The organism is Actinorhabdospora filicis (genome assembly GCF_030269765.1).
In the GTDB taxonomy this organism is placed as follows: Bacteria; Actinomycetota; Actinomycetes; order Mycobacteriales; family Micromonosporaceae; genus Actinorhabdospora; species Actinorhabdospora filicis.
In genome coordinates this window covers 78,730-98,317 of the sequence record NZ_BSTX01000005.1, presented here as the reverse complement: position 1 = coordinate 98,317, position 19,588 = coordinate 78,730, and the positions used below count along the sequence as shown (strand labels likewise).

The window sequence follows — 19,588 nt, the reverse complement described above, 5'->3', positions numbered from 1 at the left end:
GTATGTACGTACAAGTAAGCTGGCGTCAAGCCGAGATCCGAGGAGGCTGCTATGACGGACGACACGCCCCGCGCCAAGGGGTTCCGCGACGACCACCTGTGGCGCCGCGTCACCGCGCTGCACGCCCGCGTCGAGCAGAAGCTGTCCACCGCGCTCCAGCGCGGCCACGGCCTGGGCCTGTCGGAGTACCGGGCCCTCGGCGACCTGGCCGCCAACCCCAAGTCGGAGCTGCGGATGCAGGAACTGGCCGACGGACTGGGCCTCAACCAGTCCTCGGTCACGCGCCTGGCCGGGCGGCTGGAGACCGCCGGGCTGACCGTCCGCGACCTGTGCGCCGACGACCGGCGGGGGGTCTACGCGGTGCTCACCGAGGCCGGGCGCAAGCGGTATGAGGACGCGCGCGGCACCTACGAATCGGTGCTGGGCGAGGCGCTGGACGCCGAGGACGCCGGCCTGGTGAAGGCGCTGCGCGCGGTGGGGTGACCCGGTAATACAGCGGCCGGCGGTGAGGCCGACGGCCGGAAAGGCAGCGGCCGGCGGTGGGAGTACCGCCGGCCGTTCGTCGCACGATGATGCGGGCTGACCACCACCGGTGCTGCCCCCAGACTCAGGGCTACCGGGTGGTACCGCGAGGGTCTTTAGTCCTCACCTGTCATTGAGGTTCTTGAACTGCGGCGGCTCGAAGGGCGGCGGGTCGTAGCGCGGCGGCTCCATCGACGGCAGCGAGGCGTCCTGGGGACGGACCTGCTGCGGCACCTGCGGGGCGTGCGGACGGTCCTCCGGCTTGCGGAAGAAGTCGCGCGCCGAGGCGCCCAGGAGCGCGATCCCGGCGATGGCGTAGGCGGCGGTGTCCAGCAGCGACAGGCCGGAGTAGAAGCCGAGCAGGCCCTCCGACTTCACCGCGGTGGTCACGCCCGGCAGCGCCAGGGAGCCGAAGAGGCCGCACGCGACGACGCCCGCCAGCGCCGTCCAGCGGGCCGGCTTCAGCGACCACGGCGTCCCCTTGAACACGAAGAACGCCATGACGCCCAGCCAGACCAGGGTCACGCCGCCGACGATGAGGCCGGGCGTGGCGGTCATCTTGTCGAATGGCTTGAGCAGGAAGTTACCGGGTCCCGCCTCGCCCGCGACCTTCTGCATGCCGCCGACGACGAGGTTCAGCACTCCCGCCGCGAGGAACGCGATCGCCGCGACGGCGATGCGCGTGGGCCGCTTCGGTTTTCCGAGGAAATGGGTCACCGAGGCCTCTTCGGGCCAGCCCTCGTACATAGCCGTCCTCCGGGGTAAGGGGTGAGGTCTTGTTCACATGATGCCAGGCCCCGGCGAGGAAGCCCGCGTCACTCATGGGCCGAGCCCGTGGCGGCCCGTTTCGGCGAGTGCAAGACTGGTCCGTCCTGTGGCGCGGTGAGGAGGATGTCGATGCGTTGGAAGAGCTTCTTGGCGATCGGTGACAGCTTCACCGAGGGCATGGACGACGCCTTGCCGGACGGCACTTACCGCGGCTGGGCGGACCTGCTCGCAGAAAGCATGGCGGCGGCCGATCCGGACTTCCGGTACGCGAACCTGGCGGTGCGCGGGAAGCTCTTCGACGAGATCGTGGACGAGCAGGTGCCGGTGGCGCTGCGGGCCGCGCCGGAGCTGGTGTCTTTCGCCGGTGGCGGCAATGACGCGCTGCGGCCGAACTTCAACCCGCACACCTTGGGCTCGCGGCTGCACGAGGTGGTGCGGATGCTGTCGGCGATGTCCTCGACGGTCGTGCTGATCACCGCCGCCGACGTGACGCATTCGCTGCCCGCGCGGCGGTTCCTGGGCCCGCGGGTGCGGATCCTGAACGACGCGATCCGGCGGGTGGCCGAGCGGCACGACGCGATCCTGGTGGACCTGTGGCCCGACCCGGCCTTCCACGACCGTCGCATGTGGAGCGTGGACCGGCTGCACCTGTCGGAGCTCGGTCATCAGCGGGTGGCCGCGCTCGTCCAGCAGGCCCTGGGCATCGACCCCGAGCCGTCGTGGATCAAGCCGATGGACCCGGTCCCGCCGCCCGGCTGGTTCGCCTCGCGGCGGTCCGACGCGGCCTGGGCGAAGGTGCACCTGGCACCCTGGATCAAGCGGCGGCTGGTGCGCGAATCGTCCGGGGACGAGGTGGCGGCCAAGCGGCCCGAACTTCGACCCTGGAGTGACGGTGTTTCTTAAGGCCATCGGCTGCCTGACCTTGATGATCCTGGCGGCCTGGATGCTGGGGATGTGGCTGCGCAAGCGGCGTTGATGCTTGCGCGGCGGGTTTCGGTCCGCTTGGATCGAACCCATGTTCGATTCTGATCCCGTTCCCGAGCGTCCGCTGGCGCCCGCCTCTTACGGCTTCCCCGACGATCCCGCGCAGCGGCTGCCCTGGCGGCACGCCGAGGAACGGCTCTCGGCGGCCCGGCACTACTGGCTGTCCACCGCGAGCGCGTCCGGCGTCCCGCACGCGACCCCGGTGTGGGGGGTGTGGGTCGAGGGCGCGCTCTACTTCGACGGCCCGCCGACCACCCGGTGGGCGCGGAACCTCGACGAGAACCCGCGCCTGACGGTGCATCTGGAGTCGGCCGAGGACGTCGTCATCGTCTCCGGCCGGGCCGAGGACCTCACCCTCGACGAGCGCCTGGGCGGTCTGGTGGTGGCCGCGTGGGACGCCAAGTACGGCCGCTTCGCGCCCGATCCGGTGGGCGACGGCGTCCGGCGGCTGCGGCCGAGCCGGGCCCGGGCGTGGTCGGACTCCGGCCTCGGCGACGGGACGGCCTGGACCCTCACGCGCTGAGCGTGCGCAGCTGCGGGCCGGTGCCGAAGGCGTCCAGCCAGGATCCGGCCAGGTAGGTGATCTGGCCGGAGTTGTAGCCGAGGGCCTGGGCGGCGGCGAGGTCGGCGACGGGGTACTTCTTGCCGCCGGAGATGAGGAACAGGCCGCCGACGCTGCCGCCGTCCACGCGGTAGGCGAGGGTGCGGTCGATGGTGTTGTTCGCCTTCTCCATGATCTCGGCGTCGGTGTGGACGGCGATGTTGGGTTCGGAACGGCCGAGCTTCTTGGCGATCCCGGTGAGGGTGGCCAGGTCGGTGACATGGGCGGCGTTGTTCAGGGCCTGGTAGTACTTGCCGTTCTTGGCGTGCTTCCAGTAGAGGACGGTGCCGTTGTTCAGGGACGGCGGCTCGGGCGCGCCGGTGATGCCGATCGGCTCGCCGTGCGGGAGCGCGGCGTAACCGGCGTCGTCGAGGGGCGCGGCCGTGGGCGGGCGCCCGCCGGTGAGCAGCAGCAGGCTGGCCTTGTTGGCGACCTGGCGCAGGGCGCCGCCGGAGGTCACGTAGGTCTTGCCGGAGTAGGAGTAGTACTTGCCCGACTCCACCGGCGTCTTCCCGTCCTGCGGCTTGGGGCTGGAGCCGGGCGAGGTGCCCGGGGACGGCGACTGGCCCGGCTTCGGCGACTCGCCCGGGGCGGCCGAGGCGCCGGGATCGGTGCCGGGCGCCTCGCCTTCGGGTGAGGAGCTCCCGGAGGCCGCGGCGGGCTTGACCGGGTCGGCGTCGGACGGCCGGGTCAGCCACCACGACAGGCCCGCCACCACGGCGACGGCGATCACCGAGGCCAGGACGGCGGTGCGCCAGCGGCCGGGCTTCGCGGGCTCCTCGGGCAGCTCGGCGGGCGGCTCGAACTCCGCCTCCACCGGCACGACCGGGACGGGCTTGGTGCGCGACATGAAGCGGCCCAGCCCGGCGCGCTTGTGGCCGGTCCGCACGCTCACGCCGAGGACGCCCAGGTCCAGCACGCCGTCGTCGCCCAGCCGCCAGTGCCACACGGCCTCGTCGGGATCGCCGATGACCAGCGCGGCCGGATCGTCCAGGCGGGCGCGCAGCTCCTTGGTGAGCTCCTCGGCGGCGTGGCCGGTGATGGACAGGCACGCCGGCAACGCGGCCTCGGGGACGTAGACCTCGCCCTCGCCGGACGGGCCCAGGCGCAGCGCGGGCGGGCCGGTCCCGTCATCAACTCTTTCGGTCCACCAGCGGTCCGGCTCCAGCTCCCGCCAGCCCTCCGGCAGCGCCACCGTCGAATGCGGCAGCAGGCGGACTTCGACGCTGGACTCGCCCACGAGGACGGTCAGAACCTGCGCGGGATCGCCGATCGCGGCCAGCGCGATCCGGGCTGCGGTGTCGGGCATGTCCACGGATACGCGCCACCGGGGTTCACGGTTCAACCCCGTGAACCTTTCTCCGATCACGCGCGTACCCATGCGCGGCGGATCAAGGTGAGGAGCGGCGGTGCCCAAGCGCGACGACAGTTACGGGGGTGGCGGCTACGACGTCCCCGACTACGAGGCCGGTGATCCCGACCGGATCGCCAAGGTCGCCACCGAGTACCACTCGGTCGGCAAGGACGCCGGGGACGCCTACACGCTGCTCATGGGCGCCGACGGCATCGTCAGCGGGCAGAGCGAGACCCTGGAGAAGCTCAAGAAGCTGCTGAAGAACCTGCCCGACCAGCTCGGCAAGGCCCGCGACTCCTACAACGAGGCGGCCGGCGCGCTGGACGTCTACGTCCCCAACCTGCGCGCCATCCTGCCGGAGATCCAGCGCAAGCAGACCGCGCTCACCACGGCCGAGAGCGGCGCGAGCGGCGACCCGCAGAACACCTCCCTCGCGGCGGCCCTCAGCGCGGCCACCAGCGATCTCCAGGGCAGCAAGGACGCCCTGGAAACCCACGCGAAGACCTGCCGCGCGGCCCTGGACACCGCCGCCGAGAAGGCGATCCCGGAACGCAACTTCTGGCAGAAGCTGGCCGACTGGTTCCAGGACAACCCGCTCGCCGAGATCCTGCTGGGGCTGCTGTCGGCCGTCCTGATGATCTTCTGCCCGGTGGCGGGCCTGCTGCTGGCCGGATTCCTCACCGCCGTGCAGATCGTGAAGATGGCCGTCACCGGCGAATGGAACTTCGTCGACCTCTTCTTCAGTTTCATCGGCTTCATACCCGGCGGGAAGATCCTCGGCTTCCTGCGCTCGGGCCTCAAGGCCATGATGCCGCTCGCCAAGGGGATGCTCACCGGGCTGCGGCTGACCGGCAAGATCGGCGGCGGCATCGCCGACGGGATCCTGGCCGTCAAGAACGGCATCGGCAAGATCGCGGTGACCGCGCTGAACAAGACCCGCGAGGTGGTCACCAAGATCAAGTCCGGGATCACCGTCAACCCGAAGATGAGCCCCTACCTGGCCTTCGGCGGGCGCGTCCTCTACAACGGCGCCCAGGACTTCACCGTCGAGTTCATCGCCGGGGCGCTCTCGGCGTGGTCGACGGGCAAGCCCATCGACTGGAAGTCGGTGGCGATCGGCGCCGGTATCGGCGGCGGCACCGGCTTCGCCGCCGGTGGCCTGGCGGGCACCAAGCTCGGCGTGGACCTGAAGAACTCGGTGGTCAAGTTCGACAACTGGGGCAAGTTCGGCGCCGACGTCAAGAGCGCCTTCAAAACCGGCTTCACGGTGAAGATGGACGTCCCGCCGCCCAGCATCAACCTGAGCGGGCACGGGTCCATCACGATGCCCGACGGCGGCCTCAACCTCAAGATCGGCGGCGTCTCCGGCACGTTCAACACCGGCGGCATCCCCACCGTCAAGGTGGACGGGTTCACCGGCATCGCCTCGATGCCCGGCTCCACGTCCTTCAGCAAGGGCCTGGACAACACCGGCGGATTCCTGAACGTCACCCCGACCTCGATCCGCAGCGTCGGCGAGCACGGCGCCCTGAACCTGTCCACGACGCCGAATCTGACCACGATCGGGCTCGGCGGCAGCATCATCTCGATCGACTCCGGCGGCGTCCATCTGCCCGGCGGCGGCCCGGTCCCCCTCACCCACACGCCCCAGAACATCGGCGGATTCCAGGTCAGCGGCGGCAACGGGCACGTCTCAGTGGTCTCCCCCGACGGGCAGCGGATCGAGGTCGGCGGCGGCATCACCGAGTTCAGCAACGACGGGACGACCGTCCACCTCGGCAACAACGAGGCCACCGTGCTCACCCCCGACGGGCACGGCGTCAACGTCGGCCACGACTCGATCACCGCCATCGACGGCAACAGTGAGATCTCCATCCGGCCCGACTCGATGACCGTCGACACCAACGGCGTCCAGACGCTGCACAAGGACGGGACCGGGACCAGCTTCACCACCAGCACCAAGACCGGCGCGACGGTCGTCCACACCGACGGGGCGACGAACCTGAGCCTGGACGGCATCGGGGTCGACCGGAACTTCGGCGCGGGCACCACCGACGTCACGATCAACGGCGCCACCTACCACCTCGGCGGCGACGGGACGTTCACCGCGCCCAATGACCACCCGGGCGTCAACGTGACCCGCGGGAACGGCGGCACGACCCTCAACCTCGACGGCCACAGCGTCTTCGTGAAGAACGACGGCACGGTCACCATCGAGAACACCGCGACCAACTGGACCACCACGGTCACCCCGAACGGCAAGGTCGCCGAGCTCCACAATGGACGCGCCGGGGACTGGAACTCGCATGGCCAGCAGGGGAACTACACCGCCGACACCCCGCGCGGGACGCACGTCACCCGCGACGGCGACACCGTCACCGTCAACCCGGGCGGGCCGTCCAAACCCAACGGGAACCCCAATCCGGGACCGGTGGTCACCCACGTCCGCGGGGGCGACGGGCACGGCTCCAACTACAGCCAGGGCGGGCAGCGGATCTCGCACACCCCCAACGGCGGCCACGGGGCGGTGACCATCGAGGGCGGTGGCGGCGTCCGGGTCGAGCGGCCCTCCACCTGGAACCCGTTCGGGGACGGCAAGGAGACCACGAACATCCACTTCGGGCCCGGCCAGAACGTCAAGGTGAAGATCGACCCGCCGACCTTCCGGGTCGGGCTCAAGGACGTCGACGTGCACGTCACCGACCTGCGCGGCGACAAACTCGCCCCCGACGCCGTCGCGCCCAACGGCACCAAGACGTGGAACGTCGACGGCGGCACCATCACCCTCGACAAGTCGGGGAACCTCACCGTCGACGCGGGCGGCAACAAGATCACCGCCGATCCGCAGGGCACCGTCGTGACGAAGACCGGCGACGTGACGTCCACCATCAACTTCAAGGACAACGAGGTCCGCACCGACGGCGGCGGCTGGACCACCCGGCTGGACAACGACGGGTCCATCGAGACCAAGAACGGCACCGACGGGTGGGTGACCTCCGTCAACCGCTGGGGCGAGGTCTCCGAGCAGCCGAACCACCGCAGCCCGTGGCACGACTGGGATTCCTCCTGGGGCGGCCCGCGCGGGGAGAAGGAATGGCTCTACGAGAGCCTCGCCGGGGTCGTCAAGGGCGTGCTGTCCAACGCGGCCAAGGCCGGTTACACCATCAGCCAGGGCGGCGACGTCGGCCAGACCCTCGGCCGCGCCTTCGCCTCCGTCGGGCACGGCTGGGCGCGCGGCTTCTCCGAGAGCCAGATCGGCAACCGGGGCATGTTCCCCAAGGACGGCCTGGACGAGTGGGTGTGGAAGGCGGGCTCGAAGACCCTCGACGCCGGTTACGGCAAGCACATCGAGCTGGACCTGAAGGACACCCCCGGGTACGCGACCTTCCCGCCGGTCAAGGACTTCATCCTCCACCTCAAGTCCCTGCGGCCCTAGGAGTCTGCGGATGCCCAACTACGACGTCAAGGACATCACGCTGTTCGTCGACTCCGCGCAGGTCGACGCCACCGCGAACCTGATGCGCCAGCGGATGCAGGCCATGACCGACCAGCTCGGCGAGGTCCGCCGCTCCATCGACCACCTCTGCAAGCAGGGCGGCTACCGCACGCCCTCGGCCGAGGCGGAGTTCCTGCCGATGGTGGAGACCTTCATGAAGGGCGCCACCGAGATGACCAACGCCGTCGGCGGCATCGGGGAGTACCTGGACGCGGTCGTGAAGTACTTCAAGGAGGCCGACGACGACCTCGGCGGCGCCCTGGACGGTGACAAGAAGTGAACCGAACGATCACCGCGCCCGTACCCCCGACCGTGAAGGAGGACTGATGGCCGGCCCGGTCTACCACATCATCGGCGGCGAGGTCGGCGCCAAGGCCCGGCAGCTCCTGGCCCGCCACGAGCACATGATCGCCCAGATCAACGACGCGCGCGGTGAGGTCGCCTCGCTCATCGAGCACGGCTACACCACGCCCGCCGCGCGCGAGAAGTTCTCCCCCTTCTTCACCCGCTTCGCCGACGGCGCCGCCCAGACCATCGACGGCCTCACCGGCATCGCGGAGTACCTCAAGATCGTCGTGGACGCCTTCGGCGAGCTCGACGCCAATCTCGGCACCGCCTTCGACAAGAAATCCTAGGAAAGGGAAAGCATCATGCCCGAGTTCTACATCGACTCCGCCGAGACCGAGTCCACCTCGGCGTCGCTGCAGTCGAAGTTCCACGACCTGGTCAACACCATCAACATGGCCAAGTCCGATGTGGACGCCCTCATCGCCAACGGGTACAAGACCCCGGCCGCCGAGCAGAAGTTCGGGCCCTACTTCGCCGAGTTCCACCAGGGCGTCCAGAAGGTCCTGGAGGGCCTGGACGGCATCAGCCAGTACGTGAAGGCCGTGGGCACCGCCTTCGAGGGCACCGACACCGAGCTGGCCAAGAACTTCTAAGGACCTTCCTTGCTCCTGCGCCTGACCGTCCGCTCCTCGGACACCGAGACCGAGGCCCTCGTCGAGGCCGATCCCGCCGCCACCGTCGCCTCGGTGGCGGCGGGACTGGCCGACGCGGCGGGCTCGGCCCACACCGCCCTGTTCGTGGGCGATCTGCCCGCGCTGCCCGACGTCCCGTGGAGTGAGGCGGGGCTGCGGGACGGGATGCGTGTCGGGCTGGGCGCGCCGGTGCGCGCCGAGCCGCGGCGGCCGGGGACGGTGGAGCTGGCGGTGACGTGCGGGCCGGGCGCCGGGCTGGCGCACCGGCTGCGGCCGGGCGAGTACCGGGCGGGGGACGCGCCGGGCGTGCACGTCCCGCTGCCGGTGCCGGAGTTCCGGCTGCGCATCGACCGCTCGGGCGAGTGCGCGGTGCGGGTGAGCGCGGAGGCCTCGCTCGACGAGCGTCCACTGAAGACGGACGAGTGGACGAAGTGGCCTTATGCCACACCGCTGAACCTGGGTGGCGATCACCGGCTGGAGGTGGCGCCGCTGCCGGCGCCGGACGCCGCCGTGCGGCCCTCGGAGGACGGCTTCGGGCTGGACTTCAACCGTCCGCCGCGGCTGCATCCGCCGGACCGGACCACCCGGTTCCGGCTTCCGTCGCCGCCGACGGCGCCCGAGGGCCGGGGCGCGCTGCCGATGCTGCCCATGCTGCTGGTGCCGCTGGTGGGTTCGGTGGCGATGGTGGGCGTGACGAAGAACTACCAGTTCCTGTTCCTGGCGCTGCTGGGGCCGGTGGCGATGCTGGGGAACATGCTGCTGCAGAACCGGCAGGGCTGGAAGCGGTTCAAGCAGCAGCAACGCAAGTACGAGGAGACCAAGCGCCGCATCGAGGACGACGCCACCCTCGCGCTGCGCGCCGAGCGGGCCGCGCGCCGGGCGGCGCATCCGGACCCGGCGGCGGTCCTGCGCACCGCGACCGGCCCTTATGGACGGTTGTGGGAGCGCCGCCGCCGCGATCCCGACTTCCTGTCGCTGCGGGTGGGCCTGGCCGAGCTGCCCTCGGAGGTGGTCCTGGAGGACCCGACCCGCGACGAGCACCGGCGCAAGGTCACCTGGCGCATCCCCGACGTCCCCGTCGCGCTGCCGGTCCGCGAGCACGGCGTGGTGGGCCTGGCCGGGGAGTACGTGGACGAGCTGGCGAGCTGGCTGGTGGCGCAGGCCGCCGCGTGGCATTCGCCGACGGACCTCCAGATCTACCTGCTGGCCGGGCAGGGCGGCGAGAAGCGCTGGTCCTGGGCGTCCCACCTGCCGCACGTGCGCCACGACCGGCCCGGCTTCGGGCTGACCCGGATCGGTTCGGACGCCGAGAGCCTGGGCCGCCGCGTCTCGGAGCTGGGCGCGCTCGTCCAGCAGCGGGGGCAGCGCGGCGCGCCGCCCGGGGAGCCGGAGGTCCTGGTCGTGCTGGACGGCGCCCGCCGCCTGCGCGCGCTGCCCGGCGTCATCGACCTGCTGCGTTCGGGCCCGGCGGTGGGCGTGCACTTCCTGTGCGTCGACACCGCCGTCCGGGAGCTGCCGGAGGAGGCCACCGCGGTGGTCATCGCCGGTCGCGACGGGCTGGAGGTGCGGCGGATGAAGGTGGACACCATCACCGGCGTGCTGGCCGACGAGCCCGCGCCGGGCTGGTTCGACCGTTTCGCCCGGGCCCTGGCGCCCGTCCGCGACACCGGCGGCGACGAGGAGGACGTGCTGCCGGGTTCGGTGCGGCTGCTGGACCTGCTGTCCCTCGAACCGCCCACTGTGGACGGCGTGAATGCCCGCTGGGCGCTGTCCGGCGGCGGCACGACCCGCGCGGTCATCGGCGCCACCATGGACGGCGACTTCGCCATCGACCTCGACCGCGACGGCCCGCACGGGCTGATCGCGGGCACCACCGGCTCGGGCAAGTCCGAGCTGCTGCAGACGATCGTGGCGTCCCTGGCGGTGGCCAACCGGCCCGACGAGCTGAACTTCGTGCTGGTCGACTACAAGGGAGGCTCGGCCTTCGCCGAGGCGGCCGCGCTGCCGCACACCGTCGGCATGGTCACCGACCTGCACCAGTTCGAGGCGACCCGCGCCCTGTCGTCCCTGGGCGCCGAACTGACCCGCCGCGAGCACGTCCTGGCCACCGTCGCGGCCAAGGACCTGCCCGACTACCGGCGCAAACGCGGCGAGTCCGATCCACCCCTGCCCCGGCTGCTGCTGGTCATCGACGAGTTCGGCACCCTCGCCCGCCAGCTGCCCGACTTCGTGTCCGGCCTGGTCAACCTCGCCCAGCGCGGCCGGTCCCTCGGCATCCACCTGCTGCTGGCCACCCAGCGACCGGCCGGGGTCGTCACCGGCGACATCCGCGCCAACACCAACCTGCGGATCGCCTTGCGCGTCACCGATCCCGCCGACTCCCGGGACGTCATCGACGCCCCCGACGCCGCCGCGATCGGGCCCTCCCAGGCCGGGCGCGGCTACGCCCGCCTCGACTCGTCCTCGCTGCTGCCCTTCCAGACCGCCCGCGTCGGCGGACGCCGCCCGGCCGCCACATCCTCGGTCGCCACGGGCGCGCCCGTCGTCCGCGCCCTGACCTGGCGCGACCTGGGCGCCTCGGTGAAGGTCGCCTTCGACGAGCGCGAGCTGATGGCCGAGACCGACCTGAAGGCCCTCGTGGAGGCGATCACCGCGGCCGCGTCCTCTTATGAGGCACCGTTCCGGCCGTGGCTGCCGCCGCTGGCCACCGGGCTCACCCTGGCGTCCCTGCCCGCGCCCGAGGGCCGCCGGGTCGCCTACGGCCTCATCGACCTGCCCGCCGAGCAGGAGCAGCGTCCACTGTGGTTCGACCTGGACCGCGACGGGCACCTGCACCTGGTCGGCTCGCCCGGATCCGGCCGCACCCAGGCCCTGCGCACCCTCGCGGGCGCGCTGGCGGCGCTGCCGCCCTCGGCCGTCCAGTTCCACGGGATCGACTGCGGCAACGGCGGACTGCTCGAACTGACCGCCCTCCCGCACACCGGCGCCATCGCCCAGCGCACCGAGACCGACCGCGTCGTGCGCCTCCTGGAGCGCCTGACCACCGAGGTCGGCGAGCGCCAGAAGCTGATGGCCCGCGCCGGCGCCGCCCACCTGTCGGAGCTGCCTTCGGCGCCGGCGCATCTGGTGGTGTTCATCGACCGCTGGGAGATGTTCCTGCAGACCTTCGCCGGCTTCAACCACGGCGAGCCCGTGGAGACGGTGCTGGACCTGCTGCGCGAGGGCGCCAGCGTCGGCGTGCACATCGTCATCTCCGGTGACCGGTCGCTGTCCGCGGCCCGCTTCTCCGCCACCACACCGGATCGCCTCGTCCTGCACCAGTACGACCGCGGCGATTACGTGACGGCCGGGTTGCAGGGCAAGCGCGTCCCCCTCGACATGCCGCCCGGCCGCGCGATCCGCGTCGCCGACCACGCCGAGATCCAGCTCGCGCTGCTCACCGGGGACGCCTCAGGCCCGGCGCAGGGCGCGGCCCTGCGCGAGCTGGCGTCCCGGCACGGCGTCCCGTCGGTGCGCCCGTGGGCGGTGGACGCCCTGCCGGACGTGCTGTCCTTCGACGCGGCCTGGGACTACGTGCCGCAGGGTTCTCGCAACGGGCTCTACGCCCTGGCCGGGATCGGCGGCGACTCGCTGTCGGCGGTCGGCGCGGACCTGTCGGTGACGCCGACGTTCATGGTCGCCGGACCGCCGCGCTCGGGACGTTCGGGCGCGCTGCTGGTGGCGGCTCGTTCCCTGCTGGCGCAGGGCGCGCAGCTGCTGCTGGTGACGCCGCGTCCGTCGCCGCTGCGGTCGCTCTCCCACGAGAACGTCGTCGGCGTCCTGGACGGGCCGAACCCCCCGGTGGAGGAGTTCCGGGCGCCGCTGGCGCGGATGACCGCGCCGACGGGCGTGGTGATCGTGGACGACGCGGACCTGTTGCTGCACGCCGATGTCGGCGCCGATCTCCAGCGCATCGCCAAGGGCGGCGCGGGCCAGGGCTGGGCGCTCATCGCGGGCGGGACGACGGAGGCGCTGCTGGGGTCCTTCCACGGCTGGCAGGTGGACATGCGGCGGAACCGGCAGGGGATGGTGCTGTCGCCGCAGGCGCAGTCGGACGGCGAGGTGGTGGGGATCCGCGTGCCGCACGGGGTGGTGGGGCCGAGGGTGATCCCGGGGAAGGGGCACGTGCACCTTGGGGACGGGAGGCTGGTGACGGTCAGGGTTCCGGTGAGCTAGCGAGCGCGAGCGTGATGCCCTCGGACGTGAACGCGACGACCACCTGGCCGTCCTCGACGGCCTCCCGCAGCCCGGGCCTCGCGTGCCACGCCATGGCCGGGTCCTCCGAGGGATGCAGCTTCTCCATGGCCCGCAGGGTGGCGGCGAGCGACGCCAGATTCGCCTCGGCGGCCCGCCGGTCCCCGATGTCCATGTCCATCATGGTCACCAGGAAGATCGCGTCGGCGAGCACGGACAGGAACACCCCGGGGCCGTCGGCCATCCCGGGTGCCTCTCGCATCACCCGCAGCGCCAGCTCTCTGGCCTCCTCCGGGCGCCCGAGCAACATGAGCTCACCCGCGTGGACGATCGCGTGCCGCATGTACGTGACGCCCGGGCCGTTCCCTTCCCGCTCGTCCCGCGCGGCGTACCCGCGCAGTACCTCCCCGCTCAGCGCGATGGCCTCCTCCTCGGCGCCGGTCTCCTTGAGGATCCGCGCCCGCCAGCGCAGCGCGTCCAGGTCGTCCGGGTCGTCGCCCATGGTGTGGACGGCCTCCGCCTCGGCCGAGAGCGCCATGGCCGCCGCCCGGTCGGTGCGGGACACGATCACCGCGTAGAAGGCGAGAGCCCGGTGGAGCAGAAGGCGCACATGCTCGGTGGGTTCCCGCTCCCACGCCTCCCGGAGGTTCTTCACGGCGACGCGGGCGTGCCCGGCGGCCTCGTCCGCCCGGCCGGTGCCGGTCAGGACACTCGCGAACATCATGTGCGCGGCGGCTTTGGCACTGGGCGGCTGGCGCGACAGCCAGGGGCTCCCCACCAGCCTGGCGAGCAGCGCGAACTCGACTGCCTCGAAGCGGAGATCGAAGTGCGGGAGCACCTGGAGCAGCGAGGCGAACAGGGGCGGCGCCTCATCGTGGGTGTGCGACACCAGGCGGAGCGCCACCGGGGCGTCCACCGTCAGCACGAGTTCGGGCTCGGCGGCCAGGAGCGGGTACAGCAGACCGGTCGCGCAATGCCGCCATCGTGCCGCGACCTCGATGAGCACGGTGAGCGCATGGCGGACCGTGGCGGGATCGGCGAGGATCGCCTCCACGACCTGTGCGGTCCAGGGCCTCCCCTTGACGCCCTCGCCGGGCAGCAGCAGCGCGAGGAAGTCCTCCCCGAGCCGGTCGGGCAGCAGCGGCCACAGGACGCGCGAGGCGTCCCCGCCCGGGTAGAGGAAACCGTGGTCGCGCAGCACCGCCGTGGGGTCGTGGACGCCGGCGGCGGCCAGGAGCCGCCCGGCCTCCCCGGCGCTCATCGGCCCGGCCAGCGTCGCCAGGCAGACCGCCCTCTCCATCACCGCCGGTGGCGTGCTGAAGTCCCCGGACGCCAGACTCTGTTTCCAGGCGTCCTTCTCGCGGTCGAGGAGGAACATCGAGAGCCCCCGCGGTTCCCCGTGCACGGCCGCCAGGGCCGCCATGTGGACGGTGAGGACCTCGGCGAAGCGGTCGCCGTCGAGCTCGGGCGCGTCCCCGGCCGGCTCCGGGACGCCCAGCCGCGCCGCGAAGGCCGCGCACGCGTCGGCGAACACGCGCCGCCGGTCCTCGGGCGTGTCGGCGAGGGGCTCCAGCTCGTGGCTCTCCACCGTCACGCCCTGCCGGCGCAGCTCGTGCTCGGGCAGCCAGCCGTCCGGGCGCGAGAGGAACAGCATCCGCACCGGGACCTCGGTGGCGAGGTGGTCGTCGACGAGGGTCGCCAGGTCCTCGGTGGACCAGCGCTCGGAGTAGTCGACGACGAGCAGCAGCCCCCGGAAGTCCTCCGGGGCGACCGGGGCGGTGCGCCGGATCCGCCCCTTCTGGCTGCCCTGCCGGGCGTGGAGGCAGAGCCACTCGCGGCTCTCCCGCGCGAAATGCGCGGCCAGCCGGGTCTTGCCCTGCCCACCGGGCCCGTGCAGGAGCAGCACCGACACGCCCGGGACGTCGTCACCGTCGCGCCACGCGCGCAGCCGCGCCAGGTCCGCTCGCCGCCGGGGCTCGTCGAAGGGCACGACCTCGTTGGCGGCGTCCAGCAGCTCACTGGGCCGGACACCGCCGGTGGCGGGCGGGAGCGGCCACGGTCCGCAGCGGTAGGCCTCGCGCTCGACGGCGAAGGTGACGTGGTCGGCGCGCAGGATCTGGTTGATGTCGCGCCCGGCGTACACGCCCTGGAGGAGCTGGCGGGCCCTCACCGGTCGTCGCCCGTACGGAAGTCCCCGGCCTCCTCGACGCGGTTGATGTCACGCCCGGCGGTCGCACCTTTGCGCGGCGCGCCCTTGCCGGTCGAGAAGTTCTTCACCCTGCCGACCTGGTTGATGTCGCGCCCGGCCGTCCCCTCGACGGACTGACGCGGTCCCAGCAGCGGCAGCACCGCCGCCACCAGCGCGGCCACGCCCACGAACAGGCTCAGCACGCCCGCCCAGCCCACCGCCCTGTCGAAGCCCTGCGCCGCGAGGAACACGCCCAGGCCGACCAGCACTAATCCGCCCCCGGCGGCGACCCACCCCTTCATCCTTCGATGATGCCGCTTCACCGCTCCCAGCGGAAGGTGGCGGTGATGGTCTCGAACAGCGTGAGCAGCGCGTCCTTGTGCGGCAGGTTCGGGCTCGCGCAGCTGACCACCAGCACATTGTCGGCGTCGGGCACCGGGATGAACGTGTGCGTGACCACCGCGCGGACCTTCGCGTCGTCCCCCACCGCGATGTCCTCGGTGCCCCGCACGCGCGGGACGACGCCCACGTCCTCGATGTCGAGCGTGCCCAGCTCACGCCCCGGTTTCGACGTGAGGCCGCTCAGCAGCGACCGCGCGTCCCCACCCGGCGGGCGCAGCGAGAACACCATCGTCTGCGCCAGGAACAACCCGTCGTCGTAGACGGCGGCGGTCCCGGCGGCGAACTTCGCGCCGTGCGTGCGCGCGTGGTCGCCCATCGCCGCCAGCTTCTTCATCAGCTGGTCGGCGGAGTGCCGCGAGCCCGGCGGGACGCGGTCCTTCAGGCTCCGGCGCAGCGCGGACAGCTGCTCGCCGGTCAGGTCGAACTCCGTCCAGTCGCGCGGGACGGTCAGCCGGAAGCCGGTGGGCGCGTCCCGGACGAAGGGCGCGGGCACTACTTCTTCTCGCTCAGCGCGTCGCGGAGGGCGTCCTGGAGCTGCTTGTCGGTGCCCTCGAAGGACTCGATGATGTACTTCAGCGCTTCCAGCGTGGTCTTGATGTTCTTCTTCGTCTGGTAGTGGCCGTCCTTCCACTTGTGGTTGAAGTGGCTCAGACTGCCCGAGATGACACCCGAGGCGGCGATGTCGGAGCTCAGGCCCCGCTCGTCGAGCGTGCCGAAGCGGTCCCGCACGCGGGTGAGCAGGTCTTGCAGGTCCTTGTAGTCCTGCAGGTCGAAGCGCACGGCCATGGCGTCCTCCGTCTCCGGTTCTGGGAGGAGTACGCGCGTGGGGGGTGGGGGGTTCACTTGAGACGGGTCACGCCGGCCGGCCCGCCCTGCCCGCCTCGCCCGTCCCGCCCGTCGCGGCCCGGCTCAGGTCCGGGCGGCCACGTAGGCGTGCACGCCCGCGACCATCGTCCGCAGCCCGAAGGTGAGGTCCTGCGAGCCGCTCCACCCCTGGCGCGGGTTCCCCGCGAACATCTCCAGGAACAGCTCGTACATGACCGGCAGCCGCGCGTGCGTCACGACCGTCCCCGCCACGTCCAGGTACCCCCGCACTCCCGGCGCGTGCTGCTCCACGGCCACCGCCGCCTGCCCCCGCACCGAGGCGAGGACGAACATGCCCAGCGACAGCACCTCGCCCGCCGCGAGCCCGGAGTCCCGCAGCGTCGACAGCAGCGCCTGGAACCACCGGAGCTGATTGGGTCCCACCGGCGGAATCGGCGCCGGCGCCTTGAGCAGCCACGGGTGGGCCATCAGCACGTCCCACATCGCCAGCGCCCACACCTCCAGCCGCTCCCCGAGCGTGGCGTCGCCCTGCACGAGCGGCGGCTCCGCCGGCGTCACCGCGTCCGCCAGCAGCTGCACCAGCACCGCCTTGCTGGGGACGTACGTGTACAGCGCGTTCGCGGTAACGCCCGCCTCCTCCGCCACCCGCTGCATCGAGAGCGCGGTCCACCCGTCCCGCTCCGCGACGGCCACCCCCGCCCGCACCACATCCGCGAGCGCGATGCGCTGCCGCGGCCCCCTCCGCTGACGCGGAGTGACGTCACCCCAGAGGAGGTCGACGGCCTTGCGGAGTTCGGCTTGTTCCACCGGGACATGGTAGAGCCGCGTGAGGTCGAGGCGACGGATCGTGATCCGGCGGAGTGGCGGACCACGCCCGGCCCGACCTGCCACTCCGCGACCGGGGCGGGCGGCTCCTGCTGGGACCAGCCGAGGCCGCCGGGGCCGACGGGGCGCGGTCTCCAGCACCGAATCGGCGATCCTGTACGACGTACAAGATTCACCCCACGCCCGAAAACCCACCCGAGAAATCCTGCACGCCGTACAGAATTCGGAGCCCTTTCCCGCGCCGCGCAGGCGTACGGGGCCGCCCCGTCGCGGCGACGGCGCGGCCCCGTGAACCCGACGGCGCCGCGCCGAGACCCCCCCAAAAAAAGGCCGCGCCGCACCGGACCAGCGCCGCCACCCCACGGCACCGCGGCACCGCAGCGCGCCGGCCGCGCCGTCGAGCACCGCATCGGGCGGCGCCGCACCACGCCATGCGGAGGCGCGCCGTGGCACCGACGGGGCCGCGCCACTGAGTGCGACGCCCCACGGGGCAGCACGTGCGGGCTCCGCCATGGGACCGGCGCCGAGCCGAGCGGCGCCGCACAGTCGGGCGCACCCTCGGACGCACCGCATCGGGCCGCGCCGTTGGGGTGGCCACGGTGCGGCGTCGCGTCGAACGCCGCCCCGAGTGGGCCCGCACCGCCGAGCGCCGCACCGAGCGGGGCGGCCCGTACGCCTGCGCGGCGCCCGAAAGGGCTCCGCGGTGGCCTCGGGGAGCCGCGCCGCGACCTGGCGCCGACACACCGCCCCGTCGCGCCGTCAGGGCAACACGCCACCACGCCGCCGGCCCGTCACGCGCACATCGCCGCGCCTCCCCCACGCCGCACCCGATCTCCAGGGCACCGCAGCGCCCTCACCCCACGCCGCACCCGATCTCCAGGGCACCGCAGCGCCCTCACCTCGGGCCGCCCAGGCCGACGAGGCTGCCCCCGCCCGCCATCACGAGCTGTGGAACCACCCCGGCCATGCCCACCCGGTCGCGCCGTCGTGCGCACCGGCGTCACGCCGTGGCCCGTCACGGAGCCAGGGCACCCAGGCCTGCGCCGCCGCACCGCCGCGAAGCACGGGGCCGCGCCGTGATGAGTCGCTGCGCCCCGTCGCGGTGGCTGCGGCGCCGCGCCGTGGCGGCAACGAGGCCGCCCCGTCAGGACCCACCGAGCCGCCCCGCCACCGGCCATGGGGGTGGGGTCACGCCGTCACGTAGCCCGGGGCGCGGAGCACGGGGCCGCGCCGCGCGGGTTGCGGGGCCGCGCCGTCACGAGGCCCGGGGCGCGGGTCGCGGAGCCGCGCCGCGCGGGTTGCGGGGCCGCGCCGTCACGAGGCCCGGGGCGCGGGTCGCGGAGCCGCGCCATGAGGGTTACGGGGCCGCCTCGTCGTCGACATGAGGCCGCGCCGCGAGAGTTACGGGGCCGCCCCGTCATCGACACAGGGCCGCCGTCACGAGACCTGGGGTGCGGGGTGCGAGGCCGCGCCGTGAGGGTTGCGGGGCGGCGCCGTCGTGAGCACGGGGCCGCGCCGTGGCGGGCACGGGGCGGCGCCGTCGTGGTTACGGGGCCGCGCCGTCGCCAGGGGCCGCGCCGCGCCGTCGTGGCGCGTTGAAGCACTGTTTCCGCTGGTTACACTCCTGATCGACGTACAGAGTAGGGCGTACACCGAATGCGGCGGGCGGGGAACTCTTCACGGCCTACTCTGTACGCCATTTAGGTAAGGCGTCCAGGATGCTGGCGGCCACATCGCACCGGCGCGCACCTTCTCCGAGCGGCGATCTCACCGCCGCACGGCGTCCACATCGCACCTCGCCGCGATCACGGGCTCCCGGGCGGACCTCACACCTCGGGGCGCGCGCCCCGAACCACCCGCCGCGGGTGCGGGCCACAGACCACCCTCTCGCTACTCGCGGGTCGGCTCCAGCTCGATCCACGCGTGGCCCGGGATGGTCGCTCGCCACAGGTCGGCGGTCACCTCGGCTTGGCGGGGGTCGTGGAACAGGTGGGCGCGCCAGGAGCGGGCGCGGTGTTCGACGTACCAGTGGCCGCGAAGGCGGCCGAGGGTCACCAGGTGTTCGCCGTTCACCGTCCGCCAGGCCCGTACGGGGCGGCGTGCCGGGTCGGGCCGATCGAGCCGTTCACCGTTCTCCACGGCGAGCATCTTCGCACATTCGTTCTAATCGATCCATGCGGCTCCCCGGAGAGGGTTTCATGTGTCACCGGGGACTCTGTACGGCGTTCTCTGTAGGACGTACAGCTCTCTGAGCTGGGGTGATGTGCTTCCCGTCAAGGAGCGCAGAGGCCGGTGCCACCCCGTGATGGGGTGACACCGGCCTCTTCAATCAGTGGAGACTAGGGGACTCGAACCCCTGACCCTCTGCTTGCAAAGCAGATGCTCTTCCAGCTGAGCTAAGTCCCCATGG

The 19,588-nt window shown here is 72.4% G+C and carries 16 protein-coding genes and 1 tRNA gene; 8 read left to right on the top strand and 9 right to left on the bottom strand.

All coding sequences use genetic code 11. The annotated features are described in order from the left end of the window. Positions 1-51 precede the first annotated feature (51 nt). Entirely contained in the window at positions 52-483 is a 432-nt protein-coding gene (locus tag QSK10_RS29550) for a MarR family winged helix-turn-helix transcriptional regulator (RefSeq protein WP_285666603.1), read from the top strand. A gap of 162 nt (positions 484-645) precedes the next feature. On the opposite strand, the gene QSK10_RS29545 is transcribed toward QSK10_RS29550, so the two are convergent. Beyond that, positions 646-1,239: a hypothetical protein gene (locus tag QSK10_RS29545; RefSeq protein ID WP_285666602.1), complete on the bottom strand. Its 594-nt coding sequence runs from the start codon at positions 1,237-1,239 to the stop codon at positions 646-648. Positions 1,240-1,419: 180 nt separating this feature from the next. On the opposite strand from QSK10_RS29545, the gene QSK10_RS29540 reads away from it, so the two are divergent. Further along, the gene (locus QSK10_RS29540; protein ID WP_285666601.1) at positions 1,420-2,193 is read left to right on the top strand and encodes an SGNH/GDSL hydrolase family protein; all 774 of its coding nucleotides are present in this window, start codon (positions 1,420-1,422) and stop codon (positions 2,191-2,193) included. Positions 2,194-2,305: 112 nt separating this feature from the next. Then, positions 2,306-2,797 (top strand): pyridoxamine 5'-phosphate oxidase family protein, encoded by a 492-nt coding sequence (locus QSK10_RS29535; RefSeq protein WP_285666600.1) that lies wholly within the window; start codon positions 2,306-2,308, stop codon positions 2,795-2,797. On the opposite strand, the gene QSK10_RS29530 is transcribed toward QSK10_RS29535, so the two are convergent. Next, positions 2,787-4,184: a type VII secretion protein EccB gene (locus QSK10_RS29530; RefSeq protein ID WP_285666599.1), complete on the bottom strand. Its 1,398-nt coding sequence runs from the start codon at positions 4,182-4,184 to the stop codon at positions 2,787-2,789. The genes QSK10_RS29535 and QSK10_RS29530 overlap by 11 nt on opposite strands. Positions 4,185-4,284: 100 nt before the next feature. Between QSK10_RS29530 and QSK10_RS29525 the strand changes: the two genes are divergently transcribed. From QSK10_RS29525 to QSK10_RS29505, 5 genes are read left to right on the top strand one after another with little or no spacing between them, the layout of a single operon-like run. Beyond that, positions 4,285-7,665 carry a hypothetical protein gene (locus tag QSK10_RS29525; RefSeq protein ID WP_285666597.1) on the top strand — a complete coding sequence of 1,127 codons (3,381 nt, stop codon included), beginning with the start codon at positions 4,285-4,287 and terminating at the stop codon, positions 7,663-7,665. A 10-nt stretch (positions 7,666-7,675) separates the two neighbouring features. Further along, positions 7,676-8,005, top strand: coding sequence for a WXG100 family type VII secretion target (locus QSK10_RS29520; RefSeq protein WP_285666595.1), 330 nt, complete (start codon positions 7,676-7,678; stop codon positions 8,003-8,005). Positions 8,006-8,051: 46 nt separating this feature from the next. Then, entirely contained in the window at positions 8,052-8,360 is a 309-nt protein-coding gene (locus QSK10_RS29515) for a WXG100 family type VII secretion target (protein WP_285666593.1), read from the top strand. A gap of 15 nt (positions 8,361-8,375) precedes the next feature. After that, positions 8,376-8,666, top strand: coding sequence for a WXG100 family type VII secretion target (locus QSK10_RS29510; protein WP_285666591.1), 291 nt, complete (start codon positions 8,376-8,378; stop codon positions 8,664-8,666). Between the two features lie 9 nt (positions 8,667-8,675). Next, a complete protein-coding gene (locus tag QSK10_RS29505; RefSeq protein WP_285666589.1) occupies positions 8,676-12,920 on the top strand; it encodes an FtsK/SpoIIIE domain-containing protein in 4,245 nt (1,414 codons plus the stop codon). Here QSK10_RS29505 and QSK10_RS29500 read toward each other — a convergent pair. From QSK10_RS29500 to QSK10_RS29470, 7 genes are all read right to left on the bottom strand, one after another. Then, positions 12,901-15,108, bottom strand: a complete 2,208-nt coding sequence (locus QSK10_RS29500) for a hypothetical protein (RefSeq protein ID WP_285666586.1) — start codon at positions 15,106-15,108, stop codon at positions 12,901-12,903. The two genes, QSK10_RS29505 and QSK10_RS29500, sit on opposite strands and share 20 nt — an antisense overlap. Next, positions 15,105-15,428 carry a hypothetical protein gene (locus QSK10_RS29495; RefSeq protein ID WP_285666584.1) on the bottom strand — a complete coding sequence of 108 codons (324 nt, stop codon included), beginning with the start codon at positions 15,426-15,428 and terminating at the stop codon, positions 15,105-15,107. The genes QSK10_RS29500 and QSK10_RS29495 overlap by 4 nt, the downstream gene beginning before the upstream one ends. A 17-nt stretch (positions 15,429-15,445) precedes the next feature. Then, positions 15,446-16,021 carry a hypothetical protein gene (locus QSK10_RS29490; RefSeq protein WP_285666582.1) on the bottom strand — a complete coding sequence of 192 codons (576 nt, stop codon included), beginning with the start codon at positions 16,019-16,021 and terminating at the stop codon, positions 15,446-15,448. Then, on the bottom strand, positions 16,021-16,314 hold the full coding sequence (locus tag QSK10_RS29485; RefSeq protein WP_285666580.1) for a hypothetical protein: 294 nt from the start codon (positions 16,312-16,314) through the stop codon (positions 16,021-16,023). The genes QSK10_RS29490 and QSK10_RS29485 overlap by 1 nt, the downstream gene beginning before the upstream one ends. Positions 16,315-16,437: 123 nt before the next feature. Further along, positions 16,438-17,160, bottom strand: coding sequence for a TetR/AcrR family transcriptional regulator (locus tag QSK10_RS29480; protein WP_285666578.1), 723 nt, complete (start codon positions 17,158-17,160; stop codon positions 16,438-16,440). A gap of 1,908 nt (positions 17,161-19,068) precedes the next feature. Beyond that, positions 19,069-19,326, bottom strand: coding sequence for a hypothetical protein (locus QSK10_RS29475; RefSeq protein WP_285666576.1), 258 nt, complete (start codon positions 19,324-19,326; stop codon positions 19,069-19,071). 185 nt (positions 19,327-19,511) lie between these two features. Next, positions 19,512-19,584 (bottom strand) — tRNA-Ala (locus QSK10_RS29470). Positions 19,585-19,588: the final 4 nt, after the last annotated feature.

Bases quoted from the DNA above. Each gene is read 5' to 3' on its own strand.
- QSK10_RS29550 (WP_285666603.1), top strand. From the start codon at position 52: ATGACGGACGACACGCCCCGCGCCAAGGGGTTCCGCGACGACCACCTG.
- QSK10_RS29540 (WP_285666601.1), top strand. From the start codon at position 1,420: ATGCGTTGGAAGAGCTTCTTGGCGATCGGTGACAGCTTCACCGAGGGC.
- QSK10_RS29535 (WP_285666600.1), top strand. From the start codon at position 2,306: ATGTTCGATTCTGATCCCGTTCCCGAGCGTCCGCTGGCGCCCGCCTCT.
- QSK10_RS29530 (WP_285666599.1), bottom strand. From the start codon at position 4,184: ATGCCCGACACCGCAGCCCGGATCGCGCTGGCCGCGATCGGCGATCCC.
- QSK10_RS29520 (WP_285666595.1), top strand. From the start codon at position 7,676: ATGCCCAACTACGACGTCAAGGACATCACGCTGTTCGTCGACTCCGCG.
- QSK10_RS29515 (WP_285666593.1), top strand. From the start codon at position 8,052: ATGGCCGGCCCGGTCTACCACATCATCGGCGGCGAGGTCGGCGCCAAG.
- QSK10_RS29510 (WP_285666591.1), top strand. From the start codon at position 8,376: ATGCCCGAGTTCTACATCGACTCCGCCGAGACCGAGTCCACCTCGGCG.
- QSK10_RS29495 (WP_285666584.1), bottom strand. From the start codon at position 15,428: ATGAAGGGGTGGGTCGCCGCCGGGGGCGGATTAGTGCTGGTCGGCCTG.
- QSK10_RS29485 (WP_285666580.1), bottom strand. From the start codon at position 16,314: ATGGCCGTGCGCTTCGACCTGCAGGACTACAAGGACCTGCAAGACCTG.
- QSK10_RS29475 (WP_285666576.1), bottom strand. From the start codon at position 19,326: ATGCTCGCCGTGGAGAACGGTGAACGGCTCGATCGGCCCGACCCGGCA.